Raw genomic sequence first — 18,425 nt, 5'->3', positions numbered from 1 at the left:
TGGTAATGATACCACTCAAATAAACGACAACGTTCAAAGTTAGATAAATGTGAATATTGGGTACCCATGGCACACCTCCTGAACTTATAGTTTAGTAAAGGTGGTGCACTTCGACCTTGAATCTGGCCAATAAGCATCTACTTTTTTAATTGGTTCATCAAAAGCTAGGTGCTACATGGCTATTGCAAGAAAGCGCCAAATAAGTTTGGCAGATACAAAATATTATCACTGTATTTCGCGCTGTGTACGTCATGCTTATTTATGCGGTGAGGATTCATTAACGGGTAAATCTTATGAACATCGAAGGGGCTGGGTAGAACAAAAGCTATTTAGCCTCGCTAAAATATTTTGTATTGATATATGTGCTTATGCAGTTATGAGTAATCACACGCATATTGTGCTTTATGTTGATGATAAAAAAGCAAATAGGTTAAATGACAAAGCTATATTGCTACGCTGGCATAAGCTATGTAAAGGCACACCACTTACACAAAAATTTTTACAAGGTGAGAAGCTTAGCAGTACAGAGCGATACTTTTTAAGGCAAACTATTATTCAATACAGAGAAAGGTTATCTAGTATTAGCTGGTTTATGCGCGTTTTAAACGAAAACATTGCTCGTAAAGCAAATAAAGAAGACAAATGCACAGGCCGATTTTGGGAAGGGCGATTTAAATCACAAGCTCTTCTCGATGAAGCAGCCCTTGCAGCTTGCATGGCTTACGTTGATTTAAACCCAATAAGAGCAAAAGTAGCTAAAACCCCCGAGTGCTCAAACTTCACCAGCGTGCAAAAGCGTATTCAGGGCGCTAAAAATGCAAAGCAACCCAAACAACTTTTAAAATTTGCAGGTAAGCCCCGTAAATTTATGCCAAAAGGTTTACCGTTCGAGCTTAAATATTACCTCGAATTAGTTGAGCTGACGGGGCGTATTATTCGCGATGACAAACCAGGTTTTATTGAAAACACACAGCTCCCTTTATTAGAAAGAATAAACATAGCACCAGAGAACTGGTTAAAACTCACTAAAGACTTTACACGCGTATTTCATGGCGCTGTAGGTAAGCCGCAATCACATGTAGGTTACTGCGAGCATTTAAATAAAAAGCGACGAGTTAATTTTAGTAATTGCGAAAAGCTACTAGCCTAAAAAACCCTTCTTTGATTTAAAAAACAGCCTAAATGCTGGTTTCAGCGTGCCCTAAATTTAGTTAACTACATAAATAGCAGCACATTTTTAAAATAACCGCAGTATATGCCTTGAGCTTACATATTTTTAAATTAGCCATTTAATTAAGTCGATTTTTTGAAATAATTAAAGTGGGTGTCATCTTAAATAAATTATATTCTTGCGAAGAATTTAAGATGGGTGTCATTTTAATTTTGAGTTTATAGTCACAGCCACCTTTCTGATACATGCAATGAAGGCTACTATATTAAATTTTATTACTGTAATAATAGGTAGATAAATTTATTGAAATTTTTATTGGATTATAAGGACCTAAAATGGTTAGCTTAATATCGGTTCTATTGGTCATTTTGTTTTGCCTTAATCTCTTTAGTGCACTTAGAGTTGGTGAGATTTTTCTTCCTGGCTATCGTTTGAAAACAAATAAGAACATGAGTGTTTTTTAATTAAAGCAAGAATGTAATAAACAGTTTTCACTTGGTACGTGGTGTAAGGAAGGGGAGTCTGGTTTTTTAACTGGTGTCGTTTTTAATGTCACTGCTATTTTCGTGCTTATGTATATCTTAATTAAAAGCATTTGAAATGGGTGTCATTTTAATTTTAATTGTTTTCTTATTTAGCAGTAACAATCCCTAAATTAGCCAAATTAATAATCTACAAGTCTATTTAAAACAAAAAGGCCGCAGTAAATAAATACTGCGGCCTTTGTTTTTAGCTAAACTTTTTTAAATTCGCTACGTTTAGTAAGCGCCTGCGCTGTAAATAAGCTCGTAGCTGTGGCTGTAAATCTCAAGGATGTTACCAAACGGGTCTTCCATGTAGATCATGCGGTACGGCTTTTCGCCAGGGTAGTAGTAACGTGGCTCTGGCATACGTTTTTTACCACCTGCAGCAACAATACGCTCCGCTAAGCCTTCAACATCTGGGTCTTGTACACAAAAATGGAAGATACCGGTTTTCCAGTATTCAAAGTTGTCTTTAGGGTTTTCTTGGTCTTTAAATTCAAAAATTTCTACACCAATACGGTCGCCTGTTGAAAGGTGCGCTATTTTAAATTTTTCCCAATTTGGACCAAATACATCGGTACACATTTCGCCAATGGGGCTGTTATCTTCAGTGATCACGGTAGGCTCCATTATGGTGTACCAGCCCATCACCTTAGTGTAAAACTCTACGGCTTTTTCAACATCAGGTACTGAAATACCAATGTGCGAAAAACTACGTGGATATGTATGACTCATAATGCTTCCTCTTTAACTGTGATTAGTTGATGGAGTTAGTTTACGAACCCGTGCTTATTAAGTAAAATTATCATTAATCATCATTTTGAGTACGTTTTGTAATGATAAACCCGACATGGTTAAACACGTTTTGTACGTTGGTTGAGGTAAATCATTTTACCCAAACAGCCGAGCGCTTATTTATGACCCAATCAGGCGTAAGTCAGCATATTAAAAAGCTAGAGCAGCAAGTAAACTGCGCGCTATTAGAGCGCCACGGCAAACAATTTACCCTTACCGTGCATGGGCAAAACTTGTATCAGCAAGGCAGTTTGTTATTAAAAGAATGGCAATTTTTAGAACAACAATTAAAAGATGACTCGCCTTACAGCGGCCTAGTAAAAATACAATCGCCAGGCAGTTGTGGGCTACAATTTTATAGCCAATTATTAGCATTACAGGCTGAGCATACCGAGCTTAATATTGATTATCGCTTTGCACCTAATACCAGTGTAGAGCAAGCGGTGGCAAACCACAGTGCCGACATAGGCTTTTTAACCCAAGCCCCCACGCTTAGCGAAGTTACCAGCCACAAAATTGGCCAAGAAGCTTTATTATTAGTAACCCCCGCACATATTAAAAACCCAACATGGGAGGTTTTATGTGAGCTTGGCTTTATTGGCCACCCCGATGCAAAACACCACGCGCAGCTATTACTTAGCGAAAACTACAGCGAGTTTGAGCATGTTGATCAAATTAAGCGTACGGGGTTTTCTAACCAAATAAGTTTAATACTCGAGCCGGTAAGTTTAGGGCTAGGTTTTACTGTTTTACCTGCCTATGCGGTGGGCGCATTTAATAAACCAGCGCTTATAAAAACGCACCATTTAGCTAATCCAATCAGCGAAAATATTTATGTGTGTCATCATCGTAACAGGCCAATGGCAAAGCGCATGAATACAGTAATTGAAGCAATAAAAGCAGGCTAGGGCGCGTGTAACTGCGCCCGTAAAGCCCCTTTACAATTTATGCTGTGCGCTTAGGCTTTTGCTTAATAGCGAGTATGGTTTGCTTAGCTTGCAAATACACTTTGTGCACTGCAAAAGTTAATAAACTCATAAGTACCATTAAGCACAACGTTGGCCAAAGCGACTGAGTATGATAACCAAATACGCCCATAAGCCAGCAAATTAGCACCCATTGAATAATGTAAAGGGCCGTTACATGTTTGCTCGCATATAAAAGAGCGCGGGTAATAGGGCCATTAAATTTATTGGCAATGGCATATTCTATTAAGGCTAATGCACATAAATTTAAGCCAATTAAATAAATAATACCGCCGCCATTTAAGTGAAAAAAGTTGCCAAACTGGCCTTTAAAATCAATAAATAACCACACGGAACCAATCACTAATAATACGCCCCCTAACTTTGCGCATACGCTAAATAAGTACGCTGCATTATGTTGGCTATTTATATATACACGCCCAAGCACGTAGCCGGTTAATATAGCGCTTATCCACGGAAACACCGGAAAATAAACTTGGTAGTTATTAGCAAAAAACAAATCGCTAATGTAAGGCGAAAGCGCAAACTGCTGCCCCCTAACAAACTGGCTTACAAGTGCAATAGCCACGGCTAAACATGCAATCCATGTGGTTTTCCAGCGGGCAATATTAAGCGCGCCAAACAGCACTAAACTCACCCCTGCAAGTTGTAAAATATCACCGGTTAACATCATAAATTGTAATTGCCCAGCACTGATCGGGCTTTGCCAGCCATAGGCATTTATAAATGCCTCGGGCATGGTATTAAATACCTCAATGGGTAGCCAAAATTTTGCCGCATTCATTAAATAAGCAAGGAGTAAAAGCTGTATACCACGCTTAATTAATAACATGGGAGTTTGCCTGCGCGAAAGCGCCATAGACAGCCCCATTGCCACCAAAAACGAGGCAGTGCCTTTGCCAAGTATATGAATAGCAGCACCAAATAGGCTTTCACTTTGAAGCGTGGTGTTCGAGTACATCCATAAAGTGTGTACCAAAATCATAATAAAAACGCTCGCACCTCGGGCAAGGTCTATCGTTTTAAGACGTGTGTTCATTGGTTTTAATATCCTTTTTAGGGCAGGTTTGGCATTTTTTATAACCTGCTAAATAATAACGACAGCACGTTAAGCGATCGGCCGTTAATTTAAATGGGGTGTTTAAATTAAAGTGATTGCTGATTAAATTGTGTAGCTGCTGATGGCAATGTGTAGTGTGATCAGCGCTTGCTAAATTTAAGCTATGGGCGCGCTCAAATGCGCTGTTAAGGGTGTCGATTAATAAGCGCCCTTGCTCTTTTTTTCCCAGCGCATAATCGGTATTTATCCACTTTCCTACACAGCTAATAAACTCAATAAGTGCAGTGTTTTGTTCGGCTTTACTTAATATAGGCGCACCGCTGAGGTTAAACCCTCGGCTATAAGCGCCGCTAATTGTTAACTGTAATTGCATGGGATTATGTGCATTTTGTTTAGAAGTACGCCAATAACAATAGGCATAAATAGTTTGCCAACAAAGCTGCAAATATAAATGCCGGCTAATAAATTGCCCAGGCGCATGTGGGTAGTGCGCCTTGCAATGAATCGCTAATTTGCGCACTAAATCTAAGCTTGGTTGAGCCGCAGTAGCTGGCTCACTTGGGCAAAATAAAAAGTGCGCAAGGGTTACAGGCTTAGCCATACAGCTTTGCCGATACTGGGTTATTTAAACTTCCGGCAAACTGTAAACTGCCTGCTGGGTCGGTTAAATCAACCATTTGTTTATTATTGCCAAGCTGCAAGCGGTTTAAGCAAGAGTGTGCAAATTCATCACTAAAAAAGTCATACTCTTTAAAACGCGCATTTAAGGCAGGGTTAGCCTGTTGATACGCTTTAACACTTTGCGCAACGCCGTGCCAAAAGTCGTGCTCGGTAATGCGCTCTTCTCTTACTAAAATAGCCACTAGGTATCTAAAAAAGCAGTCAAATACATCGGTAAATATGCTCAGTAATTCAAGCTCTTTTGGCATAGTAATATGAATGCGCGAAACCTCATCAGGTAAAGGTTCAGTGCTATTAAGCAGCGCGACTTCTTCGCCTATGTCTTTCATGTAAGCGCCAACAGGCACTGAGTTTTTAAGCTTTAAAATGAGATTTTCGCCGTGCGGCATAAACACTAATTTATGGGCATAAAAACAATGCACTAACGGAATAAGATAGGCGTTAAAATAGTGTTGCAGCCAAGCATGTGTGCTTAAACCACTTTGATCTACTAATGCACCTGCCATACTTTTACCGTTGTTATCTAGGTGCAGTAGTGCGGCCATGGTGGTGAGCTGCTCATTATTTTGTAAGTTATGGTTTGGGTTCTCGCGCCATAAACAGGCAAACATTTTACGGTACGGTGTATCGCCCAACGCGCTTTGCTCAAAGGTATGATGCGCATACCCTAAGGTGGCGTACTCTCTTAGTGCAGTAAAATTGCACGCGCTAAGCGTGGGGTCGTAGTTTACTTTATTAAATACCCAATCATTTATAGCCGGGGTTACCGCCATATAAGCGCGCGAAAGCCCGCGCATAAAACCCATATTTAAAATAGACAGCGCCACTTTTAAATACGGCTTATGCGGGTGTGAGCAGTTATATAACGTGCGAATAGATTGTTGCGCTTGATATAAATCGTCGCCTTCACCTAAATACACTAAGCGGTTATTGGCAAACTCGTTGGCAAACACCACACTTAATTTATGTTGGTATTGCCACGGGTGCGCTGGTATTAATAGGTAGTCGTCGGGGTTTAGGTTTTGCGCTTTTAGCGCTTTGGTAAACGCATCACGGGTGGTTAAATCAAGCTCACCACTGATATGGCTTGGGTAATCACTAAAGTATTCACTATAAGCAAAATCACATACTGTTTTGTGCGCCGCTAACCACAGCACTTTAAACGGTTTACCCACCTCTGGCGCATAGCGTAAAAAGTCGGTTTTGCTAAAACCAATACGGCCATTATTAGCCACAAACGCAGGGTGGCCTTCGCTCATTGCGGCCTCTATTTGTTGTAGCCCTAATTGCGCTAGTTCGGCTGCGCTAAGGGTGTTGTTTTCGCGTTTATAACAGGCACTCGCAAGAGTGGCGTTAAGCTCTTCAAGGTAGGTGGCTAAACGCTCGCCAGTTAAACCCAGCGCAGGGCCTTGCACACTAAAAAAGTGCAGTACATCAAGCTCTACTTGCTCGTTGTTAAGGTTATAAAAGCATAAGCTTGGCTCGTCTATATCTATGTGGTTAAGCGCCATAGCACGGCCATTAAATATAAAATAACCCCCTTCAATATTTACTTTAAAACCTTGTGGGGTTTGCTCTGCAACCAATAAGCGCTCGTGTACCAGCTCGCTAATGGCTTTACTTTGTAAGTGCCTGTTTGCCCATTGCCAGTGGTCAAACTTTATATAGTCGGTGTTTATTGGCGTTTGCGCTTTGTGATGTAAATTAACGTGCGTTTCAAACGCAGCTTTATTACAAAACCCAAGGTAGGCGTTTTTATCACCAAGGTTTATTTGCTTAGTATGCACAAAACCTAAACGCTTATTTAAGGTATGAATTTTACTATTGGCAATATCGGGCTCTACTACTACGCGTGCATCGGCATTATGAGTAAAAATACTGTGCAATACGCACTGCATTATTTCAAAACTAAAATGGCGTTTAGGCTGTGTATTTGGGGCAAGTAAAATATGCATGCCGGTATCGTTTGGCAGTACCTCATAGGCAGCTGCGAGTAGTTTGTCGTGCTTTGGGCTGTAAAGCTCAGCTAAGGCAAGCAGCTCATTATTTTGCTCAATAACATAGGCATGATGGTGCGGGTTGTTAATTATATCTTGGTAGGCGCTGCACATTTGCTCGGGGGTGTGTTTACTCATACCCCAAAAATGGGCGTAAGGTAGTGTAAGCCACTGGCAAATTATGGGCATATCGCTTTGCTGTAGTAACCGCATAGTCACATTACCTGTGTGTTGTAACGTGGTTACAAAAGATGAAAAATACATAAAAACTCCTAAATCTTTTTAATTATTAAGTGGCTGTGTGTGCAGCTTGGCTAACAAATTTAACGCGCCATAGCAAAATAGCGCCAAGGCTTGCAAAGCCAATGGCAGCAAAGTAAAAAGGCACGGTGGTATTAAAATATTCCACACTCATACCCACTAATAACGACGCTAAAATAACGCCAATATTTTGCGCAACATGCACTTTGGCAAAATCACTGCCGTAATGAGCAGGCTCGCTTTTAGCAAATAACATCACTTCTAATAAAACCATGACCTGAAATAGCGCTATACCGTATAAAACGCGAGAGCAGACCACTAACCACACCGACTCTTGCGCCTGTAAATAAAGCCCAATAGCGCCAAAAAAAAGTGCACACAATAGCGTGCTAGTGCGGCTAAGCGTAGGAAAAGGTAAGCGCTGCCGAAAGTAGTTAAACAACAGCATAAGTAGGGCTGCAAAAGCAGGAATGGCGTACACAAGCGCACTTACAAATGCACTGCTTTGAGCGCTCATACCTTGCCAATGGGTCGTAAAAAACGGCCTAATTAAAAACGCGCTAAAGTAAACCACCACGCTTATAAAGCAAAATTGCCAAATAAAATACGGTGTACGAGTGCGCGGTTTTTCGCTTTCAATCGCGTGCTGATAAATACCTAGCTTTAAGCTCACCATTAAATAGGCACATAGCAGCACTTGTATTACATCGCCCGCAGCACTTAATAACAATGCATAACGCGGTGCATTTATACTAAAAAAGTACCCGCCCACTAACGCGCCGCCAATAGCACCAAAGTGCATAAGTACCGAAAACAAGCCAATAATAGAAAGATGCTTACTTTGCTGCTCTAAACGCAGTGCAAACGGGTAAATAAGCAGGTAACTGGCTTTAAGCACCAACATAAGCTGATAATAAAACCAAAATTCCCACACGTTAGTTGCAAAATAACAAAGCAAACCAAAGCAGGCGGCAATCACTTGCGTTACAAGCCAAAGAGCCAGCTCGTGGTATTTTTTGGCAACCTTTGCCCACAGGGGCAACGCGAGCATAACGGTAATACAACAGTTAGCTACAAACACGCCAATAAGTGTGGGGTTACTTACAGAAAATTCGCTGGCAAAAAATTGCGGATAAAACGGCAGTAATAAGGTGTCGCACACTACCGAAATAACCGTAAGCAAAATAAGCGCTAAACGTAAACTCATGCGGCGTTACTCTTTTGCTGTGAATGGGTTTCTACATCGCTTAAATCAAAACACTGAAAAGCAATTTTTTGCTCAACCTGATACGGCGCATAACCGAGTATTTCGCGCAAAATTATACTGTTGCGATAACACGCCATGCCTAAATCGGGGGTTACAAAGCCATGGGTGTGCTGCTCTGCATTTTGTACAAATATACGTTTTTGTTCGCTATCTATTGCATACTCGCGGCTAACTAAGTAGCGGCCTTGCTCATCTTCTGGGAGTTGCTGTGCAATGGGGTTTAAAAAAGCAGGGCGCTTGTATTTAAAGCCCGTGGCACAAATTAAGTAATCGGTTTTTATTTCAAAGGCTTCATTTAGCTCTTGATGATAAAACTCAGTGACTAAGCGACCAGCACTTTTACGTGTATTGGTAAGCTTGCTGTTAGTTTTAAATGTGGTAGAAATGGGCCCATCTAGGCTTTGCGCGTAAAGGGTGTCAAAAATGTCATTAATTAAATCGCCATTAATGCCTTTAAATAAGTTTTTTTGATTTTGATTAAGCCAATCTCGTTGCTCGGTTTTTAAATTATAAAAGTAATCAACATACTCAGGAGAGGTCATCTCAAGGGTGAGTTTAGTGTATTCCAGCGGAAAATAACGCGGCGATCGCGCAATCCAATCTAGTTGCAAACCTTGTGGCACGGCTTGTTGTAATAAGGTGTGATAAATTTCAGCCGCACTTTGCCCAGCTCCTACAACCGTAACGCGTTTAGCTGCTTTTAGCTCATCAAGGCGGTGGCAAAAATCGCTACTGTGCATTACGTTATTAGAATTACTTTGCACTGCGCAATCAGGAATATATGGGGCAGGGCCGGTGCCAAGCACTATGTGGCGTGTAACATAGTGTTGCTCCCCATTAGGGGTTTTACAGGTAACGGTATAGCACTCACTTTGCTGGCAAAACTCAACCTTAGTTACACTTTGCTCAAAGCTTACGTTACTAAGTTGCGAGCACACCCACTGGCAATAGAGATTGTATTCTTTACGCAGTAAAAAAAAGCTCTCGCGAATATAAAATGGGTATAAGCGATTATTAAGCTTGGCATAATTTAAAAAACTGTACTTGCTGGTAGGATCTGCAAGAGTCACCAAGTCAGACATAAACGGCGTTTGTAAAGTAACACCTTCTAGCATCATGCCGGGGTGCCAATCAAATTGACTACGCTGCTCTAAAAATAAGCTTTTCACGTCCTCTAGCGGCTCACTTAAACACGCTAACGATAAATTAAACGGGCCAAGGCCAATGGCTATAAAATCATAAGGTTGGTTACTCATTATTTTTGCTCCTTATACGTTTGCCACGCAATAGTGCTAATTTGTTCAAGCACGGCGCGCACATCGCTCAATTGGCACTGGGCATTAAGTAACGTAAATTTAAGGTAATGACGGCCGTTAATTTTGGTGCGCGCAATCATGGCTTCACCAGTATTTAAAAATGTTTGGCGAACATGTAGGTTTAGGGTGTCGAGTAAATCGGGGTTATGTTTTAGCTCCTCTGGCGCAAAGCGAAATACCAGCGCGCTAAGCTCTGGGTAATTTATAACTTCAAAATCTGGGTGGTCGTTAAGCACAATATGGGTTTGACGAGCAAGGCCAATTACTTTATCGAACGCTCGCCCAAGTGGCGCTTCGCCCATGGTGCGCAGTGTTAACCACAGTTTTAAGGCATCAAAACGGCGTGTGGTTTGTAAGCTTTTATCAACTAAATTTGGCGTGCCATTGCCGGCCTCAGCAAGCGGGTTTAGATAGTCGGCGTAAAGGGTAATATGGCTAAAGTGGCGTTTGTCACTTAATAAAAAAGCACTGCAGCTAACCGGTTGCATAAACGATTTATGGTAATCAATGGTAATTGAATCTACTTGTTCTATGCCGTTTAGGGCACTTCGGTGATGCTCGCTTACCAATAAACCACCGCCGTATGCGCCGTCAACATGGCACCAAAGCTGCTCTTTTTTAGCAAGTGTTGCTATGTCTTCAACAGGGTCAATTGAGCCAAAATCGGTTGTACCTGCGGTAATTACCACAGCGATAGGTAAATCGCCCTTGGCTTTAGAATCCGCAATTGCGTGGTTAAGTGCGTCCATATCCATTTGCATTTTATTGTTTGTAGCCACGGGCACTACCGCGTTATAGCCAAGGCCCAGTAATGCCGCTGCCTTTTGAATACTAAAATGCGCAACCTCAGAGCAATAGATACGAAAACGTGAGGCTACTTCAGGCAAGCCTTGCAGTTTTACTTCATGATTAGGTGCATAGCGGCTCACTGCGACTTCGCGAGCAACAAGCATGGCCATTAAGTTCGATTGCGTACCACCACTGGTAAAAACACCATCAGCAGTGCTAGGTAATTTTGCTTTTTCACAGCTCCAATCTATTAATTTTTGTTCAATAAGGGTCGCGCCAGCGCTTTGATCCCAGGTGTCTACCGAGGTATTGATTGCGCCAATGATGTGCTCTGCTACAACTGCAGGGTACGTAACGGGGCAATTTAAATGCGCCATATAACGCGGATGATGAAAATAAACAGCGTGATCTAAATACACACTTTTAAGCTCGTTTAATACCGCCGGGAAATCAGCAAGAGGTTTGGCTAAATCTACATCATTTACAGTAGCGGCAAGCGTATTAACTGCCACGCCAGAAAACGGCTTTTGCGCTTTAGCCATAGCTTGTTGTACAGCCGAAAGCCCCTGCAACGACGCTATTTGGTAGTTAATAAACTGATCGAGATTAAATTGAGGAGGTAACCCGTTTTGCTCAAATATTGCTTTATTTTCGACAGGGCTGAGCTGCGCCGATTGTAATTGTGACATATTCGCTCCTTGGTTGTACTTGTATTGGGGTTGAGGATCTTAATAGTAACAATTTGCATTTACAATAATGATTAAGGGTTAGATATAGGTTTATTTTCACAATTAGGAGTGACTGATTAGTTATAAGGAATTACTTTTAAAACTAACAAAGTGTATAAAATGAGCTATGAGAAGGTGCCAAAATGCGTGCTAAATAATGACAGTTTGTAAAATAGTGCGATAGTTAAAATATAAGAGTTGAGAAATGGGAGGAGGTAGCAAAAAGCTAACGTATTATAAGTGTGCAGTACCACTATAAGAAGTAAACCCCCTTTACAACTCGGCTAAACCTTAAGTGCTAAAGAGGGATATAAAAGTAAAAATGCAGCTTAATTGATATCTTCAAGCTTATTTTTTAAATCCACTAGATCGGTGGCTACGGTGGTTGGCTGAATTTCCCACGGATCAAAAATAGAATCCTCAGAGCGTTTTATCCATGCTCCGCGCATACCATGTGAAATAGCGCCGGTAATATCAAACGGGTTACTCGAAATAAGCCACGTGTTTGCGCCCGTTGAATTGGTTTCGCGTAAGAAATGGCTGTAAACACCTGGGTTTGGCTTAAATGTTTTCATATCGTCGGCACTTACTACACCTTCAAAAAGCTCACTAATACCTGCAGTTTCGAGCAATTTATTAACCGCGTCCGCAGCGCCATTAGAAAATGCAAACAATCGGTAATTTTGCGCTTTAAGTTGCTCAAGGCCTTTTTTAACATCGTCAAAGGCCGGTAAAATTTTATACTGCTCAAGCAATTGCTGCTTTTGATCATCACTAAGCTGCGTTTTGTGCGCTAAACACGCGTAATCGAGGGCATGTTTGGTACATAACGAAAACGGTATATAGTTTTGCATTAACCCACGCCTAAACGAATACTCTAATTGTTTTTCGCGCCATGTATTTGAAAAGTTTTGCGCGTTATCGCCTATCATATCTTCAAGTAAAGACAGCACGCCGTGAGTGTTTATAAGCGTACCGTATACGTCAAATGCGAGTGTGGTTGCCATGTTTGCTCCCAATAATTTTAAGATACTTGTAAGTTAATCGTTTTGAGCTTAACTTACTTTGAACGATTGCTCAAATTAATAAAGTTTACAACACGATTGCAGCGCCTATTATTTCAAAACGATACAAATTAAAGGACTAAATAACATAGTATGAAAATATATTTTTTAATTTATGACAAAGTTGAAGAGCTGGATTTAGTTGGTTCATGGGAACTAATAGGTCTGCTGTCAGAAAAGGGGTTATGTGAAAAACCCAAATTAATATCGCTAAATTCTATGACTCCCTCAGGTGAGCACGGCATGCGTTTTAGTGCCGATTATCATTTTACTGACCCAGTGCAGCCCGATGTATTATTTGTACCTGGCGGTAGTGGTGCACGTATAGCAATGGAAGACCTTGACGTTATTAATTATCTTAAAAAAACAGCTGAAAACTGCCACAGTGTTTTATCTATTTGCACTGGTATGTATTTAATGCAAAAAGCGGCGCTATTTAAGCATAAAAAAGTAACCACCCACTGGGCTTTTTTAGAGCACCTTAAAAAAGATAACACTGTAACCGTAGTTGAAGAACGCTTTGTAAAAGATGGCAATATTTGGTCTTGTGCGGGTGTTTCAGCAGGTATGGATATGTGCCTTGCTTTTATTGCCGATTATTTTAGTGAAGATGTTGCCTCCACCATACAGTTAGACGCAGAATACTATCCGTCACCAATTATTTATGGTGACGCGCATAAAAATAGCGCCACATCTAATTACATTAAAAAGCTGCGTTAAAGCCCACTTTATAACTTTATGTTGGGCTTTGCTGCTCTTAACCCAACATACGCTTTGTAAACCCCCATTACACTTTGATTAAAAACCAAAGGCGCTTGCACTGTGCTGATTAAAATTAATAAAACTTATAGGTATCAAGCGCTAAAATATCCATTTCAATATCACTAAAGAGTTTTTCAACTTGCTTGCCGCCTGCGCCCATAGCAGCAAAGAGTGGTAAAAAATGCTCTTGGGTAGGGTGGTTAAATAACACATGGGGTGCATCGGCTAAGTAATTTAAAAGTGCGGGCGTGTCTTGCGCTAAAAGCGTGTGTTCAACCCATTGGGTAAACGCTTTTACCCTTTGTACACGGTTAGGTGTAGCAGGGGTTTTAAACACTTCTCGTAGGTTGTGGCTAATGCCGCCAGAGCCAATAATTAATATATTATCGTCACGAAGTGGGGCAAGTAACTGCCCATATTCATACATGGCTTTTGCGCCTAATTGAGTATTTATAGATACTTGTACAATAGGAATATTTGCCTGCGGGTACATTAAGCGCAGTGGTATCCATACTCCATGATCCCAGCCTTGGCGTTCATCAAGTATTGCTGTAATGCCTTTATTTTTAAATAGCGTTGCAATATTACCCGCAAGCTCAGGATGACCTGGAGCTGGGTATTTAATGTTATACATATGCGCAGGAAAATTATAAAAGTCGTGAATGGTTTCAGGCGCTTGCCCTGCGGTTATTACAATATTATGAGCCGCTTCATCGTGGGCCATATCAAAGTGCGCCGAAAAAATAACAATAGCGCGTGGCGTGTTGAGTGACTTGCCAAGCGCTTTTAAAAAGTCAGACGTTGGCGATTGCTGTACGGCCATAATAGGTGAACCGTGAGAGATAAATAGTGCAGGTTGAGCCATGGTAATACCTAAGGATTTTATTAATATATCCTTATTTTATTGGCTTTTATTTTGTTAATAAATAAAGCGCGCATTGAGATATTATAAATACAGTATTGTTAAACTGATTTTTATTTGCCCCCACGTTAAAAAGCCGATGCGTAAACATCGGCTTTTAAATTAACACTAAATAAGCAATAAAGGCGTGTTAGTAGTTAATTGCGCCACCATCAACGTTAATACATTGTCCGGTCATAAAGTCGCTGTCTTCGCTGGCTAAAAAGTAAATAGGGCCAAGTAAGTCTTCAGGCTCCATTGCACGTTTAATTACTCGTGAGCCTAGTGTGCTATTTTTAGCTTTATCAAACTTTGCGTTATTTTTAACGCCTTCGCTTTCGGTTAAGCCAACTAATAGGCAGTTAACTAAAATATTATCGTTAGCAAGCTCAGTGGCCAACGCACGTGTTTGCCCAACAACCGCGCCTTTAGATGCCACATAATGGCAAAACATAGGCGCACCACGTAAAAATGTACCCGATGCAATGTTAATGATTTTACCGCGGCCTAATTTACGCATGCTAGGCAACACTGCTTTGGTACACTGAAAAGGCCCGCGTGCATTTACGCGCATAACTAAATCCCATTCGTCTTCAGATATTTCCCAAAATGGTTTAAGCTCAAGCGCAGCAAATATAGCAGCATTGTTAACTAATATTTCAACCGGGCCAAATTCAGCTTCGGTTTGTTTTACCATGGCATCTAACGATTCACTATTCGTTACATCTACTTTGCAGCCTATTGCTTGGCCGCCAGCGGCAATAATTTCAGCTACAGCTGCGCTTGGGTCGGCTAAATCAGCAAGCACAACTTTAGCGCCTTGTTGAGCTAAACCTTTTGCATAAGCAGCGCCAATACCTTGTGCTGCACCAGTAACGATGGCTACTTTGTTGTTTAATCTTTTCATGGCTTTATCTCTTAGTCATTAATAAAAAGAAGCGTGATTGCTGCAGTAGCACGTATTAACTCCATTTTGTTGTAAATAAATAGTTATTTACGCAAAAAAATGTGTTTATAACGCTATAAAAACTCACTATCTGTGCAAAAATGCGATGTGTGGACTTTAACTGTTTTTATAAACATAATTAATACGATCTTTATTTAAAAATTATAAACAAGGCATTGCTAATAATGGATAAGCTAACCACCATGAAGACTTTTGTAAGTGTTGTACAAGAGGGGTCTTTTTCTAAAGCTGCCGATAAGCTCGATATATCGCCGCAACTTGTGAGCAAGTATGTGTCTGCGCTGGAAGAGGGGCTTGCTACCCGATTACTGCACCGCACCACGCGCAAAGTAAGCACTACCGAGGCGGGAGATCACTATTTTACCCGCTGCTTACAGGTGCTAGACGATATAGACGACATGGAAAATTCGCTCGATAACCTAAACGAAAATGTCTCTGGTGTGCTCAGTATTAGTGCCCCTATGTCGTTTGGGGTAAAGCACTTAGCACCGCTATTGGTTGAGTTTCAAAAGCGTTATCCAAATTTAAAATTAGATCTAAACCTTACCGACCAGTTTGTTGATATTGTTGAGCAAGGTATTGATATAGCGCTGCGCATTGGGGTTTTAAAAAGCTCATCACTTATTGCTAAAAAAATAGCGCCTATTAGATTAGCGGTGTTTGCCTCTCCTTCTTATTTAGCGCAGCACGGCACGCCTACTAGCTTAGAAGAGCTGCAATCGCATAACTATTTACGCTACGCACACACCGAGCCTACCAAAAAGCTACGTGGAGCGAACGAGCTTAAAAACGAGTTAAAGCTTGAAAGTAACCTAGTTGCTAACAATGGCGACCTACTACTCAATGCCGCTATAGCAGGTGGCGGTATTGCCATGCAGCCAACATTTATAGCCGGAGAGGCGCTGGCACAGGGTAAAGTAGTACGTATATTAAAAGACTACGAGCCTGAGCCAATAGGGCTTTATATGGTGTACGCAAACAGGCAGTTTTTACCCAGTAAAGTGCGCGCGTTTGTTGATTTTGCGAGCAATTATTACACCGATACACCTTATTGGGATTTAGGAGAGTGAGATGTCAATCACCAACCAATTAGCGCTATTTGTTGATGTAGTACAGCAAGGCTCATTTGCAAAAGCCGCGGCCCTGCACGATATGGACAACTCATCGCTTTCAAAGCAAATTAAAAAGCTAGAAAGCAGTTTAGGTATACAGTTACTTAATCGCTCTACGCGCTCGTTTTCGCTTACCTCCGCAGGAGAGGAAATACTCCAGCAAGCGCATATTTTAATTGATACGCTCAGTGATATTCATAGCATTGCCGACTCCTACCAAGCAAAACCTAAAGGTATTTTGCGTATTACCTCGGGCATGTTTTTTGGGCAGCAGTATGTGCAGCCGGCCATTAATTTATTTATGCAAAAGTACCCTGAGGTAAAAATAACCCTCATGCTTGATGATAAGCGCAACGATATTATTGCCGACCATTACGATTTAGCATTTAGAATTGGCAAATTGAATGACTCCAATCTAATGGCAAAAAAAATATCTGATATGCACTTTGCTTTGGTTGCCTCTAATGACTTTATTGCACGCCATGGTATGCCAAGCACACCTGAAGAACTTATCGCCTTACCTGCGGTGGTTTATGGCAATGGCGATGTAAGCCTAGATCAAATAAAATTAAGCACCCAACCTCATGGTGATGAATACAAAACTCATAAAATGAAAGGCAACTATAAGGTAAGCGATGTACGCGCCATGCTTGATGCCACAAAAGCGGGTTTAGGGTATGTGATGCTAGATTTATTTAACCTAGAAAAACCCATAGACGAAATGGGGCTAGTGCCGCTATTAACTAATTATAAGCTTAGCGCATCGGGCGCCGGTATTTACGCGCTGTATCCTCACCGTAAACAAACACCACTGGTGAGCGAATTTATAAAAACTGTACAAGAGTATATTGGCAGCCCTGCATTTTGGGTAAAACATATTCCTAATTACAACCAGTTATATAAATAATAGCCACAAAAAAGCCCTGTTAGGGGCTTGGGTATACTCAAAAAAACTATATTAGCTAAAGGCCTTAAAAGCCTTCTAACACCACTTTACCTTTAGCGGTTTGCGATTCAAGGTGCTGATGCGCTTTGCGTAAATTGGCTGCATTAATTTTACCTAAGTGCTCACCTACCGTAGTTTTAATTTGCCCTTGGTCAATCATAGTGGCTACGTTATTTAAAATAACGTGTTGCTCTTGCATGTCGTCGGTTTTAAATAACGAGCGAGTAAACATAAGCTCCCAATGTACCGACACGCTTTTGTTTTTAAATGGCACAATATTAAGTGTTTCAGGGTCATCAATAAGGGCAAATTGACCTTGTGGCTTCACTACTTTTTCAATTTCAGGTAAGTGCTGCTCTGTATTGTTTAAGCTAACAACGTAATCCACTTCGCTTAAGTTTTTAGCTGCAAATTCTTCACTTAACGGGTTGCGGTGATTAACAATAGTGTCGGCACCTAAATCTTCTAACCACGATATTGTTTCAGCACGAGAAGCACTGGCAATAATATTTAATTTAGTGCGCTGCTTTAATAGCTGCACCATTATTGAGCCCACACCACCGGCGGCACCAATAACTAAAATGCTTTTAGAATCATCGTTTTTAGCTACGTTTAAACGGTCAAACAATAATTCCCACGCAGTAATGCTGGTAAGCGGCAATGCTGCGGCTTCGCCATACGAAAGCGAACTTGGCATATGGCCAACAATACGCTCGTCAACTAACTGAAACTGCGCGTTACTGCCTGAGCGCGTAATGTCGCCTGCGTACCATACTTTGTCGCCAGGCTTAAATAACGATACGTTTTCGCCAACCGATTTAACAACCCCAGTTGCATCCCAACCAATTACTTTATACTCGCCCTCAGCTGCTGGCATTGCTTGGCGAATTTTAAAATCAACCGGATTAACCGATACCGCTTTAACTTCTACTAAAATATCGTGGCCGTGTGCTGTTGGCGTTTCAAGTTCAATGTCTTGTAATGATAATTCGTTTTCGATAGGTAAACTTTTTTGATATCCAATTGCTTTCATGGGAGTTGCCTCGTTAGCTAGTTAATACTCTGTGTTGATGATGCTATTTTGGCTTTATCAAGAGC

Annotated in this window: 16 protein-coding genes; 5 read left to right on the top strand and 11 right to left on the bottom strand. The window is 41.1% G+C overall.

The genetic code is table 11. From position 1 onward, the window contains the following. Positions 1-175 precede the first annotated feature (175 nt). Positions 176-1,150 (top strand): transposase, encoded by a 975-nt coding sequence (locus tag PSH50_RS11010; RefSeq protein WP_273609623.1) that lies wholly within the window; start codon positions 176-178, stop codon positions 1,148-1,150. A gap of 779 nt (positions 1,151-1,929) precedes the next feature. Here PSH50_RS11010 and PSH50_RS11005 read toward each other — a convergent pair. Beyond that, positions 1,930-2,430, bottom strand: a complete 501-nt coding sequence (locus PSH50_RS11005) for a lactoylglutathione lyase family protein (protein WP_054982007.1) — start codon at positions 2,428-2,430, stop codon at positions 1,930-1,932. Positions 2,431-2,531: 101 nt separating this feature from the next. On the opposite strand from PSH50_RS11005, the gene PSH50_RS11000 reads away from it, so the two are divergent. Continuing rightward, a complete protein-coding gene (locus tag PSH50_RS11000; RefSeq protein ID WP_273586405.1) occupies positions 2,532-3,398 on the top strand; it encodes a LysR family transcriptional regulator in 867 nt (288 codons plus the stop codon). Between the two features lie 37 nt (positions 3,399-3,435). On the opposite strand, the gene PSH50_RS10995 is transcribed toward PSH50_RS11000, so the two are convergent. The 7 genes from PSH50_RS10995 to PSH50_RS10965 all read right to left on the bottom strand — a co-directional run bounded on the left by PSH50_RS10995 (position 3,436) and on the right by PSH50_RS10965 (position 12,582). After that, a complete protein-coding gene (locus PSH50_RS10995; RefSeq protein ID WP_273586404.1) occupies positions 3,436-4,515 on the bottom strand; it encodes a heparan-alpha-glucosaminide N-acetyltransferase domain-containing protein in 1,080 nt (359 codons plus the stop codon). Next, positions 4,499-5,137, bottom strand: a complete 639-nt coding sequence (locus tag PSH50_RS10990; protein ID WP_273586403.1) for a hypothetical protein — start codon at positions 5,135-5,137, stop codon at positions 4,499-4,501. The genes PSH50_RS10995 and PSH50_RS10990 overlap by 17 nt, the downstream gene beginning before the upstream one ends. After that, positions 5,130-7,478, bottom strand: coding sequence for a GNAT family N-acetyltransferase (locus tag PSH50_RS10985; RefSeq protein ID WP_273586402.1), 2,349 nt, complete (start codon positions 7,476-7,478; stop codon positions 5,130-5,132). The genes PSH50_RS10990 and PSH50_RS10985 overlap by 8 nt, the downstream gene beginning before the upstream one ends. Before the next feature lie 25 nt (positions 7,479-7,503). Further along, a complete protein-coding gene (locus PSH50_RS10980) occupies positions 7,504-8,682 on the bottom strand; it encodes an MFS transporter (RefSeq protein WP_273586401.1) in 1,179 nt (392 codons plus the stop codon). Beyond that, positions 8,679-9,998: a lysine N(6)-hydroxylase/L-ornithine N(5)-oxygenase family protein gene (locus tag PSH50_RS10975; RefSeq protein WP_273586400.1), complete on the bottom strand. Its 1,320-nt coding sequence runs from the start codon at positions 9,996-9,998 to the stop codon at positions 8,679-8,681. Before PSH50_RS10975 ends, PSH50_RS10980 begins: the two co-directional genes overlap by 4 nt. Beyond that, positions 9,998-11,536, bottom strand: a complete 1,539-nt coding sequence (locus PSH50_RS10970) for an aspartate aminotransferase family protein (RefSeq protein ID WP_273609622.1) — start codon at positions 11,534-11,536, stop codon at positions 9,998-10,000. Before PSH50_RS10970 ends, PSH50_RS10975 begins: the two co-directional genes overlap by 1 nt. A gap of 368 nt (positions 11,537-11,904) precedes the next feature. After that, positions 11,905-12,582: a haloacid dehalogenase type II gene (locus PSH50_RS10965; protein WP_248443623.1), complete on the bottom strand. Its 678-nt coding sequence runs from the start codon at positions 12,580-12,582 to the stop codon at positions 11,905-11,907. Positions 12,583-12,732: 150 nt separating this feature from the next. On the opposite strand from PSH50_RS10965, the gene PSH50_RS10960 reads away from it, so the two are divergent. Further along, on the top strand, positions 12,733-13,359 hold the full coding sequence (locus tag PSH50_RS10960; RefSeq protein WP_273586398.1) for a DJ-1/PfpI family protein: 627 nt from the start codon (positions 12,733-12,735) through the stop codon (positions 13,357-13,359). Between the two features lie 115 nt (positions 13,360-13,474). On the opposite strand, the gene PSH50_RS10955 is transcribed toward PSH50_RS10960, so the two are convergent. Both PSH50_RS10955 and PSH50_RS10950 read right to left on the bottom strand, forming a co-directional pair. Then, positions 13,475-14,266 carry a class III extradiol ring-cleavage dioxygenase gene (locus PSH50_RS10955; RefSeq protein WP_273586397.1) on the bottom strand — a complete coding sequence of 264 codons (792 nt, stop codon included), beginning with the start codon at positions 14,264-14,266 and terminating at the stop codon, positions 13,475-13,477. Positions 14,267-14,453: 187 nt separating this feature from the next. Then, positions 14,454-15,209 (bottom strand): SDR family NAD(P)-dependent oxidoreductase, encoded by a 756-nt coding sequence (locus tag PSH50_RS10950; protein ID WP_273586396.1) that lies wholly within the window; start codon positions 15,207-15,209, stop codon positions 14,454-14,456. A 224-nt stretch (positions 15,210-15,433) separates the two neighbouring features. Between PSH50_RS10950 and PSH50_RS10945 the strand changes: the two genes are divergently transcribed. After that, positions 15,434-16,339, top strand: coding sequence for a LysR family transcriptional regulator (locus tag PSH50_RS10945; RefSeq protein ID WP_004586290.1), 906 nt, complete (start codon positions 15,434-15,436; stop codon positions 16,337-16,339). 1 nt (position 16,340) lies between these two features. Further along, positions 16,341-17,288: a LysR family transcriptional regulator gene (locus PSH50_RS10940; RefSeq protein WP_273586395.1), complete on the top strand. Its 948-nt coding sequence runs from the start codon at positions 16,341-16,343 to the stop codon at positions 17,286-17,288. Positions 17,289-17,352: 64 nt separating this feature from the next. Here the strand turns inward: PSH50_RS10940 and PSH50_RS10935 are convergent, their stop codons facing one another. Continuing rightward, positions 17,353-18,360, bottom strand: coding sequence for a zinc-binding alcohol dehydrogenase family protein (locus PSH50_RS10935; RefSeq protein WP_029771784.1), 1,008 nt, complete (start codon positions 18,358-18,360; stop codon positions 17,353-17,355). Positions 18,361-18,425: the final 65 nt, after the last annotated feature.

Source organism: Pseudoalteromonas sp. Angola-7 (assembly GCF_028599255.1).
Taxonomy (GTDB): Bacteria; Pseudomonadota; Gammaproteobacteria; order Enterobacterales; family Alteromonadaceae; genus Pseudoalteromonas; species Pseudoalteromonas atlantica.
The sequence above is the reverse complement of the archived record's forward strand: the minus strand, read 5'-3'. Positions and strand labels throughout refer to the sequence as shown.